Source organism: Ilumatobacter fluminis (genome assembly GCF_004364865.1).
GTDB classification, from domain to species: domain Bacteria; phylum Actinomycetota; class Acidimicrobiia; order Acidimicrobiales; family Ilumatobacteraceae; genus Ilumatobacter; species Ilumatobacter fluminis.
This window is the reverse complement of the sequence record NZ_SOAU01000001.1, coordinates 2,581,104-2,598,076: the sequence shown is the minus strand read 5'-3', so window position 1 is coordinate 2,598,076 and position 16,973 is coordinate 2,581,104. Positions and strand designations below refer to the sequence as shown.

Sequence of the window (16,973 nt, the reverse complement as noted above, 5' to 3'; positions counted from 1 at the left end):
GGGATCCGGGGTTCTCGCGATGTGAGTCCGGGATGTCGGACGAGAGCCGCCGAGATCGGTGGGTCGAGTGCTCGGTGGTGCTGGATGGTGGGTTGGCAGGGTGTGTGCTCGGAAGCAGCGAGTTCGGTCGCCGGCGGGTTCTCGGTGATCTGAGTCCGAGATGTCGGACGAGAGCCGCCGAGATCGTGGGTGGTCGAGTGCTCGGTGGTGCTGGATGGTGGGTTGGCAGGGTGTGTGCTCGGAAGCAGCGAGTTCGGTCGCCGGCGGGTTCTCGGTGATCTGAGTCCGAGATGTCGGAAGAGAGCCGCCGAGATCGGTGCGCCGGGCCGGGAGCAAGGGTTCTCGGGGCGTTCGTTGCGGTTTGCGCAACGGCTTCCGCCGAGATCGGGCTGGTGCGGGAATGCGGTCTCGGGTCGTCGTGAGGTGGCGGAGGTGCTGGTCGTTGCTTCGAGGCGTTCGGGTGCGGTGAGGCGACGGGGGGTCACCGGGCCTCATGCCCCCGGTTCTCGGTGAGCTGGGTCCGGGATACCGGACGGCAGCCCGCGAGAACGGTGCGTTGGCTCAGGAGCCGGGTTTCTCGGCGGCCTGGGTTCGGGATGTCGGACTACAGCCGCCGAGACCGTTGGTCGCAACGGTGACCCGGGGTCAGCCGAGGTCGGGCCAGACTCGCTTCTGGCGGCGGCGGAGGCCGGCGGCGCCGAGCTTGCGGCGTTCGCCCAGTTCCCACTGGCGGCGCCAGCCGTTGTACTCCGGGCCCGTGAGCGCCGGGTTCGTGCCCTGCGCGGCCCGCTTGGTGGCGGTCCAGTAGTCGGTCAGTGCCTCGTCGCCGAGACGCGTCACCGCTGCCTCGATCCGGCTGTTGAAGCGACGCGTGTTCTCGTCGTCGGCCTGTCGGAGCGGGGCGCCGAACACGACCTTGGTGCGCCCCGGCTTCGGGCGCTTCATGCCCTTGCCGTAGATCGCGCCCGTCCCGTCGATGAACACCGGCACGACCGGCGCACCGGTGCGGGCCGACAGGTACGCGGCGCCGCCCTTGAACTCCTGACCCCAGCCGTCGGGGGAACGCCCGCCCTCGGGGTAGATCAGCAGGCTGTGGCCGTCGGCGATCAGGTCGCGGAACATGTCGCTCGACTTGCGGCTCGTGACCTCGCGGTCGATCGGGATCGCATTCAGCGCGAGCGCCGACATGGCGGCCTTCCAGTGCGAGTCGAAGAAGTAGTCGGCCGCTGCCGCCACGACGAGTTCACGACGCCAGCAGCGGGGGATCGCGCTGATCATCAGCCCGGTGTCGAGGTGGCTGTGATGGTTCGGGGCGAAGATGACCGGCGGTGGCTCCTCGAGTTTGCTCAACGAGTCGAGGCGGTCGAGGCCGGTGATGTCCGGCATCGCGACGCCACCGATGAGGAGCCGCAACGGCCCTTCGGTGATCACGCCGCGCGCCGCGCGTGCCAACGGACGCCGCGCCCACTCGGTGTCGTAGTCGGCGCCCAGCTTCGACGGCTCCTCGGGCACCTCGACGCCTTTCGGCACGTTCGGGGCGCGGTACGGGAACCCGTACGACCGCAACGGCATTGCGGCCTTGCGGGCGGCGTTCTCGGCCCGTCCGGCGAACCGTTGCCCGGCTCGGAGGTATCGCTTCGGCAGTTCCACGACGGATCAGCGCCCGATCACTGGACGTCGGCGACCAGAACGCCGGGGACGTGGAGGTGGGAGATGCTGGGGGAGCGGCCGACGACATCGGTGGCGATCTCGTAGGCGTCGTCCATCGTGCTCGCCGGCGTGAAGCCGAGGCGGCGCACGGTCGGGGCGTCGCCGCCGACGATGATGACCTTGCCGGCCCACTGCTGTCCATGTGCGCCCCAGTACCAGGCGTAGAACGGGTGCACGCCGTGGTAGGCGTTGCCGGTGCGGTACAGGTGCTTGTACCACTCGTCCTCGGCGTACTTCTTCTCGTACTTCTCGGCCATGACGACCGGGTCGGTGGTGTCGGCGAGCACCTCGTCGAAGAAGTCGATGTAGCTCGGGTGGTGCACCGGGTTGAACTCGCGGTACGTCGGGTGCGTCATGATGATCACACCGCCCTCACGGACCAGCGGCTTGTTGCGGTACATGTTGAACATGTAGCCGAGCCCCATGCACATCACGAGGATCGGGTTCATGATGCCCTCGGGGTTGTACGGGCAGATGAACGGGATGCCCATCGTGAGGATGTCGGTCTGGCCCTCGACCGGCACGAGATGCTGCTCGTAGACGTGTTCGAGCGTGATCTCGTGCACGCTCGGCGTGTAGCCGGCCTGCACGCTCGTCATCTCGTACGGCGCCTCGATCGAGTGGAAGATCTTGCGCTTGGCCCGGTTGGGCATGCGCTTCAGCGACTTCTCGGTCGCGAGGTAGAGCGCCCGGTCCTTCGCCGTCCACTCCCACTCGCGCTTGCTGAGGAAGCCGAAGGTGTCGGGGAAGGCGTTGGTGTTGATCGACGTCTCGACCTGGAAGATCTTCGGACCGTTGTCGCGCAGCACCTTGCCGAGCCGCCAGATGCTCTTGTGGAGCGCCGAGTGGTCGCGGTGACCCATCAGGCTCTTGGTCTCCTGGAGGTGGGTCGGCGTGTGGTGGTTGGCGAGGCAGCGGTACGAGGCGAAGCCGGTGGTGATCGACTTCCACCCGCCGTCCATCGCCACCTGGTTCACGTTGGCGTAGACGACGAGGTCGCTGTCGGCGACCCGCTTGTTGATCTCGAGCACCTCGCCGTGGTCGGTCTCACCGAGCACCGCCAGGTTGTCGGGATCTTCGGCGTCGTGCTGGTACAGCAGGCCACGTGGGTGGAACGCGTCGAAGATGCGGTCGCCGAGCACGTGGCGGAGCTCGTAGTCGTGCATCCGGCGGTGCAGGCCGAGCGCAGCGATGATGTGGATGTCGTCGACGCCCGCCTCGGCGGCGTGGTCGAGAACGGCCTCGATGATCCGCTGGCGGATGTCGGGGCGGCGCATCTTCGGCAGCGACAGGCTGGCGTCGTCGAAGCAGATCGTCAGCTTCATGTCGGGACGCAGCAGGGCCGGCAGCGGCTCCATGTCGTGCGGGTTCAGCAGCGCATCGCGGATGTGGCCGTCGGGGTCGTCGAGACCGGGGAGGGGCTCGGCGGGATAGATGATGCGGCTGCGGTCGGCGGGCAGCTTCTCGAGGCTGAACCCCTCGCCGCGCCAGAACAGCACCGGCGGCGTCGACTTGTCGACGTCGAGCACGAATCCAGGACGGGGCATGTCAGGTGTCTCCTCGGAGGTCGAAGGCGATCTTCACGGCGCCACGGCGGCCGGCTTCGGCGGCGTGGGCCAGGGCATCGACGTGGTCGTCGAGCCGGTAGGTGGCCGACAGCAGTCGTTCGGCCTCGTAGTGGTTCGCGGTGTCGATCGCGAGATCGAACGTGCGAGCCGTGCTGCCATCGGGCAGCGTCTCGGTGCCGTAGGTGTAGGCGCCCTTGAGTTCGGTCTCACGGTGCCAGAGCCCGGTGAGGTCGACGCGCACCTCGGCCGGCATGCCGAGCAGCACGACCCGACCGCGCGGCCGGGTGATGCGGAGTGCGTCGGTGATCGAACCGCTGTTGCCCACGGCGTCGATCGTGACATGGGCACCGGAGCTGAGCACGCCGCCGATGATGTGGCAGCCGGCCGCGCGGCGGACCGCCCGGTCGAGCTTGCTCGCCTGCACCACCTCGTCGGCGCCGAGCGCCGTGGCGAGTGCGATCTGGTGCGGGTACCGGGCGCCGACGATCACGTGGGCGTTCGGCAGATACCGCTTGAGTCCGGCGATCGCGGCGAGCCCCATCGTGCCGGCGCCGAGCACGGCCACGATCGGGTCGGCGACGTCGGCGATGGTGGGGGCGGCGAGCAGCGCAGCGTGCACGCCACCGGCGATCGGCTCGATGAGGACGGCGCGCTCGTCGGGCATGGCGTCGTCGAGGCGGTGCAGCTGCGTCTCGTGTGCCCAGAACCACGGTGCCCAGCCCCCGCCCGTGGAGCAGCAGAAGCCGGTCTGGATACCGGGCTCGAGCCGGCCCGTCGCCAGGTGTGCGTAGTCGTCACCGTCGCCGGGTGAGGCGCCCTCGAACGGGGGCGCGAACCCTCGGGCCTCATGGCCGAGCACCGGTTCGATCGCCACACGAGTGCCGTCGTCGAGTTCGCCGACCACCTCGTGGCCGGGCACGAACGGAAAGCTGACGTAGTCGTCGAAGTAGGTGGAGGCGTGCCCTTCGACCAGTGACAGGTCGGAGCCGCAGATGCCCGCCAGGCGGGTCTGCACCCGGTGCCATCCGTCGCCGGGGCACTCGGGATCGTCGATCGTGCGGTACTCGAGCGGCCCGATACGAGCCGACGTGGCGGGCGCGACAGCGGACGCGACGCGGGCCAGGCCGAACTTGCCGGCCGAACGCCGGATCTGGAGCGCCTTCATCGTCCGCCTCCGCTCGACACGAACCGGCGGCGACGTTCACGGTCGTTCAGCATCGGCCCGATCGGCAGCAGCGGCTTGGGTGCGCCATCGGCCTTCGACCAGTGCTCGACGAGCCAGCCGCGCTTGCGGGCGATGGTGGCGAGCCGGGTCTCGGGGTTGACGGCGACGGGGAAGCCGACGGCCTCGAACAGGGGCAGGTCGGACGACGAGTCGGCGTACGCCACGCACTCGTCGAGACGGAACCCTTCGGCGGCGCAGTAGTCCTCGAGCAGCTGGGCTCGTGTCTCGCCGGTGGGCGGGACCGACTTCATCTCGCCGGTGTAGCGGCCGTCGTCGGTCGTGGTCATCTCGGCGGCGATGATCTCGTCGAACAGGGGCTTGAGCGGCGCCACGTTGAACTCGAGCGCTCCGGTGATCAGCACCGTGCGGTGGCCGGCGGCTCGGTGCTCGCGTACGCGCCGCATGCCCTCGGGGAAGCTCTTGGTGAGGATCAGTTCGTGCATCATCGCCTGCACGTCGAGTTCGATCTGCTCGATCGGAGCGTCCTCGTACCGGCGGTAGAAGTGGCGCAGGAAGTCGGTGCGGTCGCGGCGGTCCATCCGCAGCAGCCCGGGTGCCTCCGACAACGTGCGCAACACGTAGCGAACCCGCTCGGGCGTGTTCAGACGGCGCGTCGCGAGGAACGAGTAGCTCTCGACGACGTTCGAGGCGATCAGGGTGTTCTCGAGGTCGAACGCGGCGACGTGCCGCTTGGGGTCGAGCACCTGCTTGCGGAGCCGGACCATGCGGTCGGTCGAGCGCGACTTGCCGGGCGTCGTCTTCACACGTGCGTGCTGCACGATCGCCGGCAGGTGGATGTTGGTGGCGTAGTGCTCCCAGTCGACGATGCGCGGATCGAGCTGGAAGACCTCGTGGTCGACGTCGTCGAGCATCCGGTCGACGGCCAGCAGGTTGTCGACCTGGTAGATCGCCTCGCACTCGGTGTAGAGGCCGTACAGTTCGACGTACTGCGTCGCTGCCTCGACCTCGGCGCGGCGGGTCTCGATCGTGGCGGCGAGTTCGGCCTGCTTGCCGCGCAGCGGCAGTGCCTGCAGGGTCTTCTCGCTCCATCCGAGCACCCGGTTGGCGCGACGGAGTTCGCCTTCGACCTTGCCGCGTCCGGGGAATCGCCACTCGGGCAGCACGATCGGCTGGCCCTTCGGGTCGTACAACGGATGCTCGCCGAACCACGTGCTCACGTAGTCGATCAGCATGCGATAGGTGAGCGGGTTGATGCCGCCCGACGCGACCTGGGTGATCGGCGGAGCGGCCTCGGGTCCGACGGCGGCGACGGCGATGATGGCGCTCACCACGATGTCGACCGGGATCACGTCGATCGTGCCCTCGGGAACACCGGGGAACTGGCTGAGCAGCCCCTTGGCGTACGACAAGATGACGGGCTCGGCCATGCGGAAGCCGCGGATCCAGCCGGGATGCGGTTCGGCCCACGCCGACTCGATGATCGAGGGGCGGACGATCGACACCGGCACGTCGCCGCCGTGACTCGCAACCGTGTCGGTGAGCGCCTGCTCGCCGAGCGCCTTGGTGAATGCGTAGGCGTCGGGCCAGCCGACGCTGGCGGCGCGCGACCGTCCGGCCTCGACCAGCTGGTCGCGCACCCAGCGTTCGCGGAGCTGTTCGGTCTTGGCGGCGAGCGCCGGGGCGCCGGCGGCGCCGAGCTCCGTGCGTGCTTCCTTGCGGAAGCGGGCGAGTTGGTCGGGCTGGCGGCTCAGCGCGTCGTTGTCGCTGCGGAGGCGACGGGCGGCGTCGACCTCGGCCTTCCACGACAGCCCGATGTCGAACGGTCCGTCGCTGACGAGCACCTCGGGGGCCTTGCCGCGACGGTTGCCGGCGACGTAGCAGGTGCTGACGGCGACGAGGTGCGGCGTCACGCCGAGGTCGTGACACAACTGGGCGATGCGAACCGGGCCGAGCAGGTTGATCTCGACCGCCCGGTCGAGTGGTGAGTCGAACGAGACCGTCGCCGCCGAGTGGATGACCACGTCGGCGGTCGAAAACGTGCGGCGGTCGTCGTCGTCCAGGCCGAGACCGTCGCTCGACACGTCGCCGGTGATCGTGGTGATCCGGCGTGCGGTCATGTCGGTGAACGACTCGGTCGAGTCGGGCCCGTTGTACTGCTCGCGCAGTCGGTCGAAGGCGTCGTTGCGGAGCAGCTCCTTCTCGACGCGCTTGGCGGCCTTGGTGCGCTTGCCGTCACGAACGAGCAGGACCAGCTCACAGTCGGGAACACTGCGGAGCAGGCGCTCGACGAGCGCCGTTCCGACGAACCCGGTCGAGCCGGTGATGGCGATGCGCTTGCCAGCGAGCGATTCGGCGATCACAATGGGACTGTCTACCACTTGGTAGAGAGTTCTTCAATGGTCTCGCCGCCGAACACGAAACCGAACGTGGCGGCCGACTCGCGTTCCCGAACGATCATGACGACGACACCGACCCGACAGCGCATCCTCGACGCCGCGATCGACCTGTTCGGCAGCCGCGGCGTCGACGCCGTGTCGCTCGACGAGATCGCACGATCGGTCGGCATCCGCAAGCAGACGGTCCTGTACTGGTTCCCCTCGAAAGACGAGCTGGTCGACGCCGTGCTCGAGGCGGTCGCCGCCGAGCTGCACGTGTCGATCGAGGCGGCCATCCGGTCGGCCGACGACGACCCGCTCGACCGGATCGACGCCGTGATCGAGGCGGTCTTCCGTCCGGCCGTCCGCCGACCGGCGTTGCTCGGTCTCGTCCGCGAGGTGAGCCGCTTGCCCGATGCTCGCGCCGACCGGCTCCGTCAGCACGTGCAGCCGCTGGTCGATCGTGGGGTGGACTACCTGCGCCTCGAGATGGACAAGGGTCGCCTGCGCCAGGGCGATCCCGGGTTGGTTGCCGGCCTCGCCTACGCCACGGTCACCGGCATCGCGACCGAGCCGGAGGTGCTCAGGGCGGTCGGGTGGAAGCCGAGTCTGCCCGACCTCCGCCGTCTCCGTGACGAGCTGCGGTCGTTCCTGCGGGCGGCCCTGTCGCCTACGACCTGACCGTCGACGGCGAGCGGCTCAGCCGGCGGCGAGGCCGGCGTCGATCTCGGCTTCGAGGCGACGCAGCGCCTCGTACTCGGCCGCCAGGATCTCGGGATCGGTCGGGCACTCGAACGCGATCTGTTCGGCCTGCTCGGTCCACGCGTCGACCGCGTCGTCAAGGCCCTCCGACGGCGTCGGCATGAGGTCGTCGAAGCGCTCTCGGTACAGCCCGACCAGCTCGTCGCACAGGTCGCGCCCGCCGGCCGTCAGCTCGGCCTCGGTGGGAACCAGCCCGCGCTCGCCGTCCCAGATCACGCTCCACGCCGCGTCGGACGGCCGGTCGTCGCCGCCGCAACCGGCCAGCACGCCGCCGACCAGAACGGTCGCGAGCACGAGCGAGCGGAACGTCATGACCGGATCTCGACCGGTGTGGCTGGCAGCTCGAATCGGAAGTCGCAGTGGTCGGCGCCGCCCATGATGGTCTGGGTGCGGGTGAACACGACGTCGGGGTTGAAGCCCTCGATCAGCGACCCGTCGCGATTGCACGACATCGTCGCCCCTAGATCGGCGAGTCCGAGCGCCCGGTACATCTCGGCGTAGCGGCAACGCACCACGTCGAACGCGAACACCTCGTCGGACAGCTCGCGCATCTCGGTCTCGAGTGCCCCGTCGGCCGACCAGGCGCCGAGTGCCGACGCGAATCCGGGTAGCGAGTCGTCACCGACCAGATCGGCCAGCGCGGCACCCTGCTCGCGCGCCACGTCGACGATGACGTCGCGGGCCGTGTCGTACACCTCGGGCCCGAACCGCTCCGAGAGCCGCTCCAGCAGCGGCGCGACGATCCGCGCCTCGATCTCCCGCCGATTGAGGACGCCGACCTCGTTGAGCCGATCGATCGGTGGCTCGCTCGTCATGCCGCAACCATACGCCTCCCGTGGCTGGTCGACCGTGAGCTCATCACCCACCTCGGGGCTCGAGTTTGACGAGTCGGCACCGGATCATGACGCGAATTGAGGTCGCCCGGACACGCAAAGTGGCAATGATGGTGCTCGCCTCGACCGGACGTGCACGGACGCGGTGACGGGAAAATCTGCACGCTTCACGACAGGGAAGGGTTACGTGATGATCGGTTCCACCCACCGTCGATCGCGGCGCGCCGCCGCGATCGCAACACTCACCGGAGCACTGGTGCTCAGCCAGGTCGGCTACGGCGCGCCGACCTCGGCGCAAGCCGACGTGCCGCTGGCGCCAGGCGAGACGGCGAGCACGCAGAATCTCGACCTGGTGCTCAACATTCCACGTCAGGGGGTGAACGACGGCACGTTCCATTCGGATCTCGCGTTCCACGGCGATCTGGCGATCCAGGGCAGCTACGGCGGTCTGAACTTCTACGACATCAGGCATCCCCAGAAGACGGAGTTGGTTGCGCAGATCGCCTGCCCGGGCGGCCAGGGCGACCCATCGGTCAGCCCGGATGGTTCGCTCGTGTTCATGTCGGTCGACTCGCCACAGACGGACCCGTCGTGCGAGAGCAGCGGAACGTCGGCGGCGAACCCCGACGGTTGGGAGGGCATGCGGATCTTCGACATCAGCGACCTCTCGAACCCGGCATACGTCGGCAACGTGCGGACCGACTGCGGATCACACACCCACACGCTCGTGCCGGGTGACACCGACGACATCGTCTATCTCTACATCTCCTCCTACGGACCGAGGTCGTCGTTCCCCAATTGTCAGCCTCCGCACGACGCGATCTCGATCGTCGAGGTGCCCATTGCCGATCCTGCGTCGGCATCGGTCGTCAACAAGGCGGTGCTGTTCCCCGACGGCGGTGCAGTCCGAACGGCGGGTTGTCACGACATCACCGTGTATCCCGAGCTCGACCTCGCCGCAGGGGCGTGCATGGGGCAGGGCGTGTTGATGGACATCTCCGATCCGGTGAACCCGTATGTCATCACGAGTGTCGAGGACGCGAACTTCGCCTTCTGGCACTCGGCGACGTTCAGCAATGACGCCTCCAAGGTCGTCTTCACCGACGAGCTCGGCGGCGGTGGTGGCGCGACGTGCAACGAGGCCGTCGGTCCCGAACGCGGGGCCAATGCGATCTTCACGATCAACGGAGAGGGTGACGACCGCACGCTCGAGTTCCAGAGCTACTTCAAGATCCCCCGCCACCAGGCGAACACCGAGAACTGTGTGGCCCACAACGGGTCGATCATCCCCGCCGACGGTCGCGATCTCATGGTCCAGTCGTGGTACCAGGGTGGCGTGCTGGTGATGGACTTCACCGATCCCGCCAATCCGTACGAGATCGCCTGGTTCGACCGCGGAGCGATCGACCCGCCGGCGCTCGGCGGGAGCTGGTCCGCCTACTGGTACAACGGGTACATCTACTCGAGCGACATCACGCTCGGTCTCGACGTGCTCAAGCTGACCGGTACACAGGGCGTCAGCAGCGCCAACCGGGTGAAGCAGGACTACTTCAACGCGCAAACGCAGTACGCGCTGAAGGACTGAGCCGGTGCCGGCGGTTCGGTCCGAGTCGGACGGACCGCCGGCACCCCATCGGTCCAGCGCGAACACGTTTCGCAGTCACTGAGGAGAACCATGAAGTTCGACAAGAAGTTCCGCCGCGTTTCGGCGATCACGGTCGCTGTGGGTGCACTTGCCGTTGCCGCCGTCGCCAGCGCAGGTCCGCCGTCCGGAAAGGGCGGCGGGAAGAAGCCCAAGGACCCACCGGCGACGACGACCACGGTTGCGTCGCCTCCTGTGGCCACGTACAACGGCGCCGACATCGACTTCGTCGCCATGATGATCCCGCACCACTTCCAGGCAACGGTGATGGGCGACCTCGCACCCGAGCGGGCAGCCGACGAGTCGGTTGCTGCGCTCGCCGATCGGATCGGAGTCGAGCAAGACGTCGAGATCGGCATGATGCAGAACTGGCAGACGTGGAACAGCTTGGTGGTCACCGACGCCGAGTCGTCCTACGAGATGATGCTCTCGATGCCGATGATGGTCGAGCAGATGGGCATGGCCTCGCCCGACGAGATGGACGAGCTCGCGGCGTCGTCCGGCGTCGCCTTCGATCGGCTCTACCTCGAGTTGATGATCGGACATCACGAGGGCGCGCTGGCCATGCTCACAGAGGTGCTGATCGACGGCAGCGACACCACGCTCGAGTTCTGGGCGACCGACATGCTGTCGGCGCAGGGAGTCCAGATCGATCAGATGGAGGCGATGCTCGCCGAACTCGGGTGACGTCGGGTCGTCGCCGCCTCAGTGCTTGGTATTGCGGCGGCGACGGCCGTGGCGCTCGAGCGCGAGTTCGACGAGCCGGTCGATGATCTCGGGATACGGCATACCGCTCGCGATCAGCATCTTGGGGAACATCGAGATCGGCGTGAAGCCGGGCATCGTGTTGACCTCATTGCAGAGGAAGCCGCGCGCCGGACCCGACTCCTCGAGGAAGAAGTCGCACCGGGCGAGTCCCTCGCAGCGCAGTGCCCGGAACACGGCCAGCGCCTGGCGTTGCACGTCGGCCGTCTGGTCCGGGGTGAGCGGCGCCGGGATCACACCCGACGATGCGTCGTTCACGTACTTGTCGTCGTAGCTGTAGAACTCGTCGCCCGGGAGGATCTCACCCGGCACCGACACGAACGGATCGTCGTTGCCGATCACGGCGATCTCGATCTCACGGCCGACGATGCCTTCCTCGACGACGATCCACTCGTCGTACGTGAGCGCGTAGTCGATCGCGTCGCGCAGCTCCTCGACCGTCTTGGCCTTGGTGACACCGACGGACGAGCCCATGTTCGCCGGTTTCACGAAGCAGGGGAGTCCGAGGTCGGCCGCCAGTTCGGCCGGCAACGCCGGGGTGATCTGATGCTCGGCGAAGGCGCGGTAGCGGGCCTGCGCGATCCCTGCGGCGGTGAGGACCTGCTTGGCCATCGCCTTGTCCATCGCCACGGCCGAGCCGAGGACGCCGGCACCGACGTAGGCGACGTTCGCGAGTTCGAGCATGCCCTGCACGGTGCCGTCCTCGCCCATCGGGCCATGGAGGAGGGGAAGCACGACGGTGCGCTCCGGGCGTTCGGCCGCCTCGCCGAGCATCGTCGTGGGCGACAGGGTGTCGCCGCGTGGGTCGAGTCGACTCGGGAGCGCAGCGGGGCCGGAACGCAATGCGTCCGCTGCCTCCGTGGCGACCGCCCATTGGCCGTCGGTGGAGATGCCGACGGGGGTGATGCGGTACTTGTCGGGGTCGGCCGCCGCGAGCACGTGCGCCGCGGTGGTGCAGCTCACGTCGTGCTCGGCCGACTGGCCGCCGAACAACACCACGAGGTTGATGCGCTCGTTGCTCACCCCCACGACGGTACCGTTCGGAACCATGCGGATCATGGCATCCCAGGTCGCTTCTGCCGTCGGCGGCACCCTGCACGGGCCGGACGTCGCCGTCGACGGCGCGTCGTTCGACTCCCGCTCGGTCGCCACCGGCCAGTTGTTCGTGCCGATCGTCGCCGAGCGCGACGGTCACGAGTTCATCGACGGCGCCCTCGCAGGCGGTGCCGCGGCGTATCTGACCGAACGCGAACCCGGTGGCGGCACGGCGATTCGTGTCGACGACACGGCAGCAGCGCTGATGGCGCTGGCGACATGGTCGCGCCGACAGCTCGACATCCCGGTCATCGGCGTGACCGGCAGTGTCGGCAAGACGTCGACGAAAGACTTCATCGCTGCCGCGCTGGGCGCCACCCGGCGGGTGACGGCGAACCTGCGGAGCTTCAACAACGAGCAGGGCCTCCCGGTCACGATTCTCGGCGCACCCGACGGCGTCGAGGCGCTGGTGGTCGAGATGGGCATGCGCGGCTTCGGTGAGATCGTCCGGCTGTGCGATGTCGCACACCCCACGATCGGTGTCGTGACCCGGGTCGCCGCCTCGCATACCGAGCGGGTCGGGGGGATCGACGGTGTCGCTCGGGCCAAGCGAGAGCTGATCGAGCAGTTGCCGGCCGACGGTGTCGCGGTGCTCAATGCCGACGATCATCGGGTCGCAGCGATGGCCGCTGCCGCCGCAGGCGACGTGGTGACGTTCGGCGTCGACGCCGGTGACGTGCGCATCATCGAACTCGAACTCGACGCGCTCGCTCGGCCGAGGTTCACGATCGAGACGCCGTGGGGGAGCGGTCGCGTCGAACTCGCCGCCAGCGGTGTCCACATGGCGAGCAACGCCGCCGCAGCGATCGCCGTCGCAGGTGTGGTGGAGGGGACGATTGACGCCGCAGTCGTTGCGCTCGCGGCCGCGACCGTGTCGGGCATGCGCATGGAGCTGCACACCCTGACCTCTGGCGCCGTCGTGATCAACGACGCCTACAACGCGAACCCCGACTCGATGCGGGCCGCGCTCGACGCGGTGGCGGCGATGGATGCGACCCGGCGGATGGCGATCCTCGGCCCAATGGGCGAACTCGACGATCCGGCCGCCGGTCATGCCCGGGTCGCCGACGACGCACGAGCTCGGGGCATCGAGGTGATCGCCACCGGCACCGACCTGTACGGCGTCCAGCCGACCGACGACCCGGTTGCGGCGCTCGGCGAACTCGGCAGCGGCGACGTGGTCCTGGTGAAAGCCAGTCGAGCCGGCGCCCTCGAGCGCTTCGTCGACGAACTCCTCGGCTGACGAGGCGACCAGCGGGTCAGAAGGCGCGGTTGGCGTTGACCGGGACGAAGGGCTCGCCGCCCTCGTCGACCGGGAGGAAGTCGTCCTCGTCCAGGCGGGCCAGGTTGGCCCACCAGGCGAGGAACAGGGCGAACGCGGCACCGAAGCCGAGGACCCACCGGGCACCGACCGCGTCCATGATCGGACCGCCGATCAGGTTGCCGACCGGAACGGTGCCGCCGAATGCCATGAACCACAGTGGCATCGCCATCGCCCGTTCGTTGTCGGCCAGGTTGCGCTGCATCACCGAGGCCAGCGCCGTCGCAGTCATGAAGTACACGAAGCCGAGCGCGAACGCGACGGGCAACGCCAACACGAGTGACGACAGGAGCGAGAAGACGCCCAGCGACACGGCGAACAGGAGGAGTCCGAACGGGATGAGTCGCCGCGTGTCGCGGCGCGACAGCCAGGTGCCGACGGCGAGGGCGCCGAAGAACGCACCCAGACCCCACACGATGTAGAGCAGCCGGTAGCCGTTGCCCTCCGGGTCGAGGTCGAAGTTGAGCCGGGCGACCGAGGGGAACAGGCCGACGTAGGGCAGGCACACCAGCGAGAACATGAACATCGTGCCGATCACCCGGGACAGCACCCGTCGGCCTCGCACGATGTCGACGCCGGCGCGGAGCTGTCTCCATCCCTTCGCCGTCGACTTGCCGGCCACCTGCGGGAGCGCCACGAAGAACAGCGGCACGATCAGGAAGAGGAACGTCGCCGAGTTGACCAGGAACAGTTGGGCGATCGACACGCCGAGCGCGGCCAGCAGGGCGGCGAACGCCGGACCCAGGATGCGGCTGCCGTTGATCATCGCCGAGTTGAGGCTGATGGCGCCGGGCAGGTCGGCCCGGTCGACGAGCATCGGGATGCTCGCACTGAACGCCGGGGCGTTGACGGTGTTCGCGATGCCGATCGCGAGCTGAGCGGCGAAGAGCGTCCACAGGGGAGCGTCGGTCGCGACGAGCCCGGCGAGCACCAGCGAGAACACGAGCATCGTGGTCTGCATGGCGATCACGAGACGGGTGCGGTTCACACGGTCGGCGAGCATGCCGGCCGGGATCGACAACAACAGCAGCGGACCGAGCTGCGCGAAGACCATCAGGCCGACGAGGCCTGCCGAACCGGTGCGCGAATCGAGGTAGGCCGGCAGGGTGAAGTTCTGCATCCAGGTGCCGACGCTCGACAGTGCGGTCCCGATGAACAGGGTGCGGAACGCCGGGTAGGCGAGCGCCGCCCGGGCGGTGCCGGGTCGGTGACGTTGCCGAGGTGTGGCCTCGGTGGAGGTGGAAGCGCCCATTGACCCGTCAGTCAAGCTAGTGCGGACCATCCGCGACCGGCGGACGGGAAACGCGCGATCGTGGAGGACTCATGTCACAGCAGCACGATCCCGCCCCGCACGTCGCCCCGTCGGTCCTGACCGCGTCCGACACCACCGGTGGATGCCGATCGGTGCTCGGGACCTACCCCGAGTGCCCGATGTGCGGCAGCGATCTGTTCCCCGAGCACGCCCACTTCAAGTGCTCGGGCTGTGGCTGGCGCGACAGCTGTTGCGATTGATCCCGCCGCCACGTCGACCGAGCTGCCGCGTCTGCTGAACTGGCGCCATGTCGTCAACGCTCGTCCCGCCCGCCGAGATCGCCGCCGATGCGACCCTCGGCGACTGGCGCTACGGCGTCGGCGCCATCCGTGCCGAGTTCGTCGCCACCTCGTTCCCCGGCGGCGCGGCGTTGCTCGCCGAGATCGCCGCCGCCGCCGAGGCGGCCGATCATCATCCCGCTCTCCACCTCCGGTGGCCCGGCGCCGTACGAGTCGAACTGTGGTCGCACGACGCCGGCGGCGTGACCGACCGCGACGTCGACCTGGCCCGCACGATCTCCGGTCTGGCGGCGGTCGCTGGTGCCGAGGCGCGGCCGCTCCGGGTGCAGGCCGTCGAGTGGACGATCGACACCGAGGACGCCGATCGCATCCGGCCCTTCTGGTTGGCGGTGCTCGGCTACTCCGACGACCCGGCCGCCTTCGTCGACGATCCGGCCGGCTTCGGCCCGGCGATCTTGTTCCAGCCGATGGGTGACGGGCGGACGCAGCGCAACCGCATTCATGTCGACATCAGCGTCCCGCACGACGTCGCCGAACGGCGAGTCGCCGAGGCCCTGGCCGCCGGTGGCACGCTGGTGAGCGACGAGCACGCCCGGGCCTGGTGGGTCCTCGCCGACGCCGACGGCAACGAAGCCTGCATCTGCACCTGGCAAGACCGCTGACGATTCCTCCATCAGCCGTTGATGAGCTCGGCGAGCATCTCCAACTGGTCGGCGCGGGCGGAGAGCAGGACCGTCGTGAGACATGTCTCCTTCCACTTGGCCATCTCGTCCTTGATCTTGGCGGGCGGGCCGACGAGGGCGACGTCCTCGACCATCTCGAGCGGGATGAGGCCGGCCGCCTCGTCCTTCTTACCCTGCAGGTAGAGCTCCTGGATCTCGGTGGCGACCCCGCCCCAACCCATCCGGTCGAACACGTCGAAGTGGAAGTTGGCGCCCTTGGCGCCCATGCCACCCGCGTAGAGCGCGATGAACGGCCGCATCAGGTCGGCGCAGGCCTCGGCGTCGTCGCCGGGGATCACCGTCAGCATCGACGCGACCTCGAATCGATCGGCCTTGCCCGACTCGCCGCTCGCGTCGAACCCGATCTGCAACCGCTCGCGGTACCAGGCGTCTTCCTTCGGTGAGAAGAACAGCGGCAGCCAGCCGTCGCCGACCTCGGCCGCGAGCGACACGTTCTTCGGTCCTTCGGCGCCGAGCCAGATCGGGATCTCCTGGCGGAACGGGTGGACCGTGGGCTTGAGCGCCTTGCCGATCCCCATCCCGTCGTCGCCCGCATAGGGCATGTCGTAGTGCTTGCCGTGGAACTCGACCGGTGCCTCGCGACGCACGATGTCGCGAATGATCTGCACGTACTCACGCGTGCGTTCGAGCGGGCGCGGGTACGGCTGGCCGTACCAGCCCTCCACGACCTGCGGCCCGGAGGCACCGAGGCCGAGCACGAACCGGCCACCGGAGAGGTGGTCGATCGTCATCGCCGACATCGCGGTCGCCGCCGGGGTACGGGCCGACATCTGCACGATCGACGTGCCGAGCCGGATGTTCTGGGTCTGCGACCCCCACCAGGCGAGCGGTGTCAGTGCGTCCGATCCGTACGCCTCGGCGGTCCACACCGAGTCGAAGCCGAGCCGGTCGGCCTCGAGCACCGCCTCGGCGGCGCCGGCGGGCGGTCCCGACGACCAGTATCCGGTGGAAAGTCCCAACTTGAGGTCAGCCATGACCCCCAGCGTGGCAGGCTGGATCCATGAGCGACGACCTGGTCGTGACCCGATCGGTGCGAATCCCGCGCCGCGAACTCGAGGTCTCGTTCAGCGCGTCCGGTGGACCGGGCGGTCAACACGCCAACAAGAACGCGACGCGCGTCGACCTCCGCTTCGACGTCGAGTCGTCGTCGGCGTTCAGCGCGAGTCAGCGTGACCGCGTTCGGTCGAAGCTCGGGCCGGAGGTCCGCGTGAGCGCCGACGACGAACGCAGCCAGCTCCGCAACCGAGAACTCGCCGAGCAGCGCCTCGCCGACCGGTTGCGAGACGCGCTCCGTGTCGAACGCAAGCGCAAGGCGACCAAGCCCACGAAGGGATCGAAGCGGCGACGCCTCGATGCGAAGAAGCGGCGCGGCGAGACCAAGCGCCAACGTCGCAAGCCGACCCGCAACGATTGGTGAGCCGA

Annotated in this window: 16 protein-coding genes; 7 read left to right on the top strand and 9 right to left on the bottom strand. The window is 68.6% G+C overall.

The genetic code is table 11. The features are described from left to right. Window positions 1-645: 645 nt before the first annotated feature. Genes BDK89_RS11825 through BDK89_RS11810 form a run of 4 tightly spaced genes read right to left on the bottom strand, consistent with a single transcriptional unit; the run spans window position 646 to window position 6,824 of the window. On the bottom strand, window positions 646-1,650 hold the full coding sequence (locus tag BDK89_RS11825) for a lysophospholipid acyltransferase family protein (RefSeq protein ID WP_133869134.1): 1,005 nt from the start codon (window positions 1,648-1,650) through the stop codon (window positions 646-648). A 17-nt stretch (window positions 1,651-1,667) separates the two neighbouring features. Beyond that, window positions 1,668-3,257 carry an NPN-dependent hydroxyacid isomerase, LarAH14/15/16 family gene (gene larAH, locus BDK89_RS11820; protein WP_133869133.1) on the bottom strand — a complete coding sequence of 530 codons (1,590 nt, stop codon included), beginning with the start codon at window positions 3,255-3,257 and terminating at the stop codon, window positions 1,668-1,670. Window position 3,258: 1 nt separating this feature from the next. Continuing rightward, complete coding sequence (locus BDK89_RS11815) at window positions 3,259-4,443, bottom strand: zinc-dependent alcohol dehydrogenase (protein ID WP_133869132.1); 1,185 nt, start codon at window positions 4,441-4,443, stop codon at window positions 3,259-3,261. Next, entirely contained in the window at window positions 4,440-6,824 is a 2,385-nt protein-coding gene (locus BDK89_RS11810; RefSeq protein ID WP_166657543.1) for an HAD-IB family hydrolase, read from the bottom strand. The genes BDK89_RS11815 and BDK89_RS11810 overlap by 4 nt, the downstream gene beginning before the upstream one ends. Before the next feature lie 96 nt (window positions 6,825-6,920). On the opposite strand from BDK89_RS11810, the gene BDK89_RS11805 reads away from it, so the two are divergent. Next, window positions 6,921-7,520, top strand: coding sequence for a TetR/AcrR family transcriptional regulator (locus BDK89_RS11805; RefSeq protein WP_166657542.1), 600 nt, complete (start codon window positions 6,921-6,923; stop codon window positions 7,518-7,520). Between the two features lie 18 nt (window positions 7,521-7,538). On the opposite strand, the gene BDK89_RS11800 is transcribed toward BDK89_RS11805, so the two are convergent. Then, entirely contained in the window at window positions 7,539-7,913 is a 375-nt protein-coding gene (locus BDK89_RS11800) for a hypothetical protein (protein ID WP_133869129.1), read from the bottom strand. Continuing rightward, window positions 7,910-8,416 carry an L-2-amino-thiazoline-4-carboxylic acid hydrolase gene (locus BDK89_RS11795; protein ID WP_133869128.1) on the bottom strand — a complete coding sequence of 169 codons (507 nt, stop codon included), beginning with the start codon at window positions 8,414-8,416 and terminating at the stop codon, window positions 7,910-7,912. Before BDK89_RS11795 ends, BDK89_RS11800 begins: the two co-directional genes overlap by 4 nt. Window positions 8,417-8,624: 208 nt before the next feature. Here BDK89_RS11795 and BDK89_RS11790 point away from each other — a divergent pair, with 208 nt between their 5' ends. Both BDK89_RS11790 and BDK89_RS11785 read left to right on the top strand, forming a co-directional pair. After that, window positions 8,625-10,019: an LVIVD repeat-containing protein gene (locus BDK89_RS11790; protein ID WP_133869127.1), complete on the top strand. Its 1,395-nt coding sequence runs from the start codon at window positions 8,625-8,627 to the stop codon at window positions 10,017-10,019. Window positions 10,020-10,109: 90 nt separating this feature from the next. After that, the gene (locus tag BDK89_RS11785; RefSeq protein ID WP_133869126.1) at window positions 10,110-10,763 is read left to right on the top strand and encodes a DUF305 domain-containing protein; all 654 of its coding nucleotides are present in this window, start codon (window positions 10,110-10,112) and stop codon (window positions 10,761-10,763) included. An 18-nt stretch (window positions 10,764-10,781) separates the two neighbouring features. Here the strand turns inward: BDK89_RS11785 and BDK89_RS11780 are convergent, their stop codons facing one another. After that, on the bottom strand, window positions 10,782-11,864 hold the full coding sequence (locus tag BDK89_RS11780) for a D-alanine--D-alanine ligase family protein (protein WP_133869125.1): 1,083 nt from the start codon (window positions 11,862-11,864) through the stop codon (window positions 10,782-10,784). A gap of 25 nt (window positions 11,865-11,889) precedes the next feature. On the opposite strand from BDK89_RS11780, the gene BDK89_RS11775 reads away from it, so the two are divergent. After that, on the top strand, window positions 11,890-13,179 hold the full coding sequence (locus BDK89_RS11775) for a UDP-N-acetylmuramoyl-tripeptide--D-alanyl-D-alanine ligase (RefSeq protein ID WP_243839158.1): 1,290 nt from the start codon (window positions 11,890-11,892) through the stop codon (window positions 13,177-13,179). A 16-nt stretch (window positions 13,180-13,195) separates the two neighbouring features. Here the strand turns inward: BDK89_RS11775 and BDK89_RS11770 are convergent, their stop codons facing one another. Continuing rightward, window positions 13,196-14,509 (bottom strand): MFS transporter, encoded by a 1,314-nt coding sequence (locus tag BDK89_RS11770; RefSeq protein WP_166657541.1) that lies wholly within the window; start codon window positions 14,507-14,509, stop codon window positions 13,196-13,198. 71 nt (window positions 14,510-14,580) lie between these two features. Here BDK89_RS11770 and BDK89_RS11765 point away from each other — a divergent pair, with 71 nt between their 5' ends. Both BDK89_RS11765 and BDK89_RS11760 read left to right on the top strand, forming a co-directional pair. Next, window positions 14,581-14,769 carry a hypothetical protein gene (locus BDK89_RS11765; protein WP_133869123.1) on the top strand — a complete coding sequence of 63 codons (189 nt, stop codon included), beginning with the start codon at window positions 14,581-14,583 and terminating at the stop codon, window positions 14,767-14,769. Window positions 14,770-14,816: 47 nt separating this feature from the next. Beyond that, window positions 14,817-15,470, top strand: a complete 654-nt coding sequence (locus BDK89_RS11760) for a VOC family protein (RefSeq protein WP_133869122.1) — start codon at window positions 14,817-14,819, stop codon at window positions 15,468-15,470. A gap of 11 nt (window positions 15,471-15,481) precedes the next feature. Here the strand turns inward: BDK89_RS11760 and BDK89_RS11755 are convergent, their stop codons facing one another. Beyond that, window positions 15,482-16,525: an LLM class F420-dependent oxidoreductase gene (locus BDK89_RS11755; RefSeq protein WP_133869121.1), complete on the bottom strand. Its 1,044-nt coding sequence runs from the start codon at window positions 16,523-16,525 to the stop codon at window positions 15,482-15,484. 26 nt (window positions 16,526-16,551) lie between these two features. Here BDK89_RS11755 and arfB point away from each other — a divergent pair, with 26 nt between their 5' ends. After that, window positions 16,552-16,968 (top strand): alternative ribosome rescue aminoacyl-tRNA hydrolase ArfB, encoded by a 417-nt coding sequence (gene arfB, locus BDK89_RS11750; protein ID WP_133869120.1) that lies wholly within the window; start codon window positions 16,552-16,554, stop codon window positions 16,966-16,968. Window positions 16,969-16,973 lie beyond the last annotated feature (5 nt).